The sequence below is a fragment of the Kitasatospora sp. NPDC059577 genome (assembly GCF_042735475.1).
Lineage (GTDB): Bacteria > Actinomycetota > Actinomycetes > Streptomycetales > Streptomycetaceae > Kitasatospora.
Genome location: NZ_JBHWBZ010000129.1, coordinates 1 through 4,103 on the forward strand (window position 1 = coordinate 1; position 4,103 = coordinate 4,103).

A 4,103-nucleotide genomic window follows, 5' to 3' on the forward strand; every position below is an offset into this window, starting at 1 on the left:
CGTCCGGGATGCAGTTCGAGACGGACGGGTCGTCGGGAGCGGTGTTCCGCACGGCGGCCGGCACGCGTTCCGCCTCGGTGCGGACGTCGATCCGGCTGATGCGCCGTTCCGGATCCGAGACGATGGTTTCGAGTAGTCCGACCAGTCGGCCGGCGATTGCTTCGACGGCGTCCTCATTGAACAGATCGGTCCGGTACGCGAGGCGCAGCCGCATCCGCTCGCCCGGCACGACGGAGAGACAGAGTGGATAGTGGGTGACGCCGTCGCCGTGCGTTCCCAGACCGGTGAGGCGCAGACCGCCGCTGAACTCCGCGAAGTCGGCGAAATCCAGCGGGTAGTTCTCGAAGACGGTGGTGGTGTCGAAGAGTTCGGTGTGGCCGGCAGTCTGCTGGATGTCGGCGAGGCTGAGGTGCTGGTGGTCGAGGAGTTCGGCCTGTTCGCGCTGGATCCGGGCGAGGAACCGGGTGAGCGTCTCGGCGAAGTCCAGGCGGATCCGGACCGGGACGGTGTTGATGAACAGGCCGACCATGGTGGTGATGCCGGGGATCTCCGGGGGGCGTCCGGAGACGGTGGTGCCGAAGACGACGTCGTCGCGGCCGGTGAGGGCGGCGAGCAGCAGGCCCCAGGCGCCCTGGATGAGGGTGTTCGGGGTGAGGCCGTGGCTGCGGGCGTGCTGGTGGAGCCGTCGCGTGAGGTCGGCGCTCAGATGCCGGCTGATCTGGTGGGGGACGTCCCGGGGGCGGTCGAGTTCCCCGGAGCTGAGCCGGCAGGGCTCGTCGAGGCCGTCGAGTGCCGTGCGCCAGGCCGTGCGGGCCGCCTCCTGGTCGCGGTCGGCGAGCCAGGCGAGGTAGTCCCGGTAGGGGGCGGCCGGGGCCAGCGCCTCCTCGTCGGCGCTGTAGAGGGTGAACAGTTCGCGGATGAGGGTGGGGACGGACCAGCCGTCGAGCAGAATGTGATGGATCGTCAAGGCGAGGGTGTGGTGCTCGGGGGCGTGACGGATGAGCGCGAAGCGCAGCAGCGGGGGCTTGGCCAGGTCGAATCGCCGTGCCCGCTCCTCCGCGAGGAACTTCGCGACGGTTTCACTTCCGGCGGCGAAGTCAGCCTGGGTCCACGGGAGTTCGACCTCGGCCGGGATCACCTGGAGTGGCCGGCCGGTGGCGCGGGTGAGGAAGCGCGCGGACAGGTTGGGGTGGCGGTGCAGCAGTGCCCGCGCTGCGGCCTGCAGCCGTCGGGCGTCCAGTTCGCCCTGGAGTTCCAGCGCGAGCTGGACGACGTAGACGTCCGACGCCTGCTCGTCGTACATCGCGTGGAAGAGCAACCCTTCCTGCAACGGTGCCAACGGCAGGATGTCCAGGAAACTCGGCTGCATGAGATCTGCCCCTTTGGGTCCGTTGGGTCCGTGACGCGTGTTGCCGGAAGAAGAAGGGAGTTGGTCTGCCCGCCGCGGTGACTTCAGCGGGGAAGCGGCTTCGATCAGGGGCAGAAACAAGCGGGCATGCGAAAGCGCACACTCGGCCGTGGCCTCGCGGCGCGAAGCGTCCGCGGGCCCGGCCAGGTATGTGGGTGAGATGTCCTGCTCGCCTCGACGGCGGAGTGGTGCTGTCGCATGGGGTGCGGGATCGGCGTGCCGGCCGTGCTGCCGCTGTTGCGTGAATCGCCGGTCTGCGGGAGCCCGCCGGACTGGGTGAGCAACCGTACGGTGTGGCTGCCGACCGGGTGAAGTCGTGTGCCCTACTTGAGCTGTCGGGCGATGTCGTCCAGCTCCGTCGGGGAGAGCGGCACCAGCGGGCGGTCGTGCCGGTCGGCGGGCGCGGCGCCGTCGCTCTGTGGTGCGTCGGAGCGGGGCCCGTCGGTTCCTGCGGGTGGCACGTCGCGTGCGACGGCGGCCAGTTCGGCGACCGACTGGAGCAGGAAGACCTCGCGGCGGCTGATCTCCAGGCCGGCTTCCCGAGCCCGGGCCACCAGCTGCATGGCGACGACGCTGTCACCGCCCAGATCGAAGAACCCGTCGTCGACCCCTACCTGCGGACGGTTCAGGACCTCGGCGAACAGTTCGCGGAGAAGGTCCTCACGGGACGTCCGGGATTCAGACTCGGCGGCCATTGTGCTGTACCCCCATGCACGGTTCGGAAGAATCGCTGCTTCGTTTGCGCACTCGCGCTAGCAGCTTCGTCTCCGGAACGCTATGAGGAGGACTGTTGACGTGTACATCATCCTAAGGGTCGGTTTTTGGGCTTCCTCCCCCATTGGGAGGAGAGGCGGGAGGGCGGCGCGGCGGAGCGTTCGCCCGGAGTGAGCACTCCACCGCGTTGGCTCACCGTTTCAGTCGCCGGGCTTTTCGTTCTCGCGATCGTTCTCCGTGGGGCGCGAGATGACGGCCCGCCCCGACTTCAGGTCGATCGGGGGCGCCCCGCTGCCTTCGTCCTCCTTGGGCAGCTGCTGTCGCTGGGATTCATCCCGTACGTGTTGCTGGGCCGGATGGAAGACGTCCATGAATTCGAAGTTCGAGGCGTAACCTGAGGTTTCCCGGCGCTTCCTGTTGAGCCAGCGGATGATGCCCACGCCGAGGGGTGCGAGTACCAGAATAGCAGCGAGGGCGATTCCTAATTCCAACATTCAATATCCTTGCGCTTGCCGATCATTGCTCGTACAAGCAATGTGACGCGTGCTAACGGATGGTCATTGTAGTCGAGGGCGCGCCCCGGCGGTACGCTACCCGGTCGTCGGTCGACTTGAACCACCCTTCCTGGTAGGCGCGTTGAGGAAGCTGTCGGCCCAACCGGGATGTGCCGGGTCGCCGGCTGTGGGGTCGGGGCCCGGACCCGGCCCGCGGTCGGTCCTTCTCCCCCGATCGGAGGAGAAGTGGCGGAAACGAGCTCCTTCGACCGGCCCAATTCTCGCGGCGATGGGTCCACGGAAGGATTTACCGTGCGCCACTGTGGCCCCTAGTGTCGGCGGCTGGGTCTGGCACCGGGCCCGCGATCCGGATATGGGAAAAGGAAGCAATGATGGCGAATCCGTTCGAATCCGATGACGCCGAATATCGGGTCCTGCAGAATGGCGAGAAGCAGTACTCGCTCTGGCCCGCCGCACTGGATGTGCCGGCCGGATGGGAGGTCGTGAAGGATTCCGACACCCGGAGCGCCTGCCTGGAGTACGTCGAGAACAACTGGACGGACATGCGGCCTGCCAGTCTGGTCGCGGCCATGGAATCCGCCGCCGGCTGAGGCGGCCTCGCGCGGTAGCCCGCCGGTCTGGCAAATGGTCACGACCTGGAACGTCCCCCCCGGATGACACGGAAAGGCTTGAGCCGCTTTGAGCACCCCTGATTTCTCTGCTGAGTCTCGGCGGCCGGCCCACCTTGGAAACCCGTCGGGCACGGAGCAGGATCCGGCTGGGTTCCCGTTGTCGTTCGCGCAGCAGCGTCTCTGGTTCTTGAACCAGTTGGGCCGCAACCAGCAGGAGTACCTGGTTCCCCGCGTCCTGCGGTTGCGGGGTGTGGTGGATGTGGGGGCGTTGGAGTCGGCGTTCTCGGGTTTGGTGGCGCGGCATGAGGTGTTGCGGTCGCGTTTTGTGGTGGGCGTTGGTGGTGAGCCGGTTCAGGTGGTGGATGAGCCGGGTGTGGTGCGGGTTTCGGTGGTCGATCTGTCGGTGATCGGGGATGTGGCCGTGCGGGAGGCGCGGTTGCGTGGGGTGGTCGAGGCGGAGGCGGTGCGGCCGTTCGATCTGGCGGTTGACGCGTTGTTGCGGGTGTGTCTGGTGCGGGTGTCGGCCGAGGATCATGTGTTGGTTCTGGCGATGCATCACATCGTGGCTGACGGTTGGTCGATCGGTGTGTTGTCGCGTGAGTTGGGTGAGTTGTACGCGGCGGCGGTGGAGGGCCGTGGTGGTGTGTTGCCGGTGCTTCCGGTGCAGTATGCGGATTTCGCGGTGTGGCAGCGGGAGTGGTTGCGGGGTGGGGTGCTGGAGCGGCAGCTCGGGTACTGGCGTGGGCGGTTGGCGGGTGTGGAGCCGTTGGAGTTGCCGACGGATTTCGTGCGGCCGGCGGAGCGGTCGGGTCGGGGTGCGTCGTTGGAGTTCGGGGTGCCTGCCGAGGTGGTGGC

The 4,103-nt window shown here is 67.5% G+C and carries 5 protein-coding genes; 2 read left to right on the plus strand and 3 right to left on the minus strand.

The window, feature by feature from the left end; translation table 11 throughout:
• From ACFV0O_RS41245 to ACFV0O_RS41255, 3 genes are all read right to left on the minus strand, one after another.
• On the minus strand, window positions 1-1,369 hold a 1,369-nt coding region (locus ACFV0O_RS41245; RefSeq protein WP_380350150.1), incomplete at its 3' end, for a condensation domain-containing protein.
• A 362-nt stretch (window positions 1,370-1,731) separates the two neighbouring features.
• Window positions 1,732-2,103: a phosphopantetheine-binding protein gene (locus ACFV0O_RS41250; RefSeq protein WP_380350153.1), complete on the minus strand. Its 372-nt coding sequence runs from the start codon at window positions 2,101-2,103 to the stop codon at window positions 1,732-1,734.
• A 219-nt stretch (window positions 2,104-2,322) separates the two neighbouring features.
• On the minus strand, window positions 2,323-2,616 hold the full coding sequence (locus ACFV0O_RS41255; protein WP_380350156.1) for a DUF6191 domain-containing protein: 294 nt from the start codon (window positions 2,614-2,616) through the stop codon (window positions 2,323-2,325).
• A 392-nt stretch (window positions 2,617-3,008) separates the two neighbouring features.
• On the opposite strand from ACFV0O_RS41255, the gene ACFV0O_RS41260 reads away from it, so the two are divergent.
• Together ACFV0O_RS41260 and ACFV0O_RS41265 are read left to right on the plus strand one after the other, a co-directional pair.
• The gene (locus ACFV0O_RS41260) at window positions 3,009-3,227 is read left to right on the plus strand and encodes an MbtH family protein (protein ID WP_380350158.1); all 219 of its coding nucleotides are present in this window, start codon (window positions 3,009-3,011) and stop codon (window positions 3,225-3,227) included.
• Between the two features lie 178 nt (window positions 3,228-3,405).
• Window positions 3,406-4,103: condensation domain-containing protein (locus ACFV0O_RS41265; RefSeq protein WP_380350161.1), on the plus strand; the 698-nt coding region annotated here is incomplete at its 3' end.

Coding starts and splice junctions, on each gene's coding strand:
- ACFV0O_RS41250 (WP_380350153.1), bottom strand. CDS start 2,103: ATGGCCGCCGAGTCTGAATCCCGGACGTCCCGTGAGGACCTTCTCCGC.
- ACFV0O_RS41255 (WP_380350156.1), bottom strand. CDS start 2,616: ATGTTGGAATTAGGAATCGCCCTCGCTGCTATTCTGGTACTCGCACCC.
- ACFV0O_RS41260 (WP_380350158.1), top strand. CDS start 3,009: ATGGCGAATCCGTTCGAATCCGATGACGCCGAATATCGGGTCCTGCAG.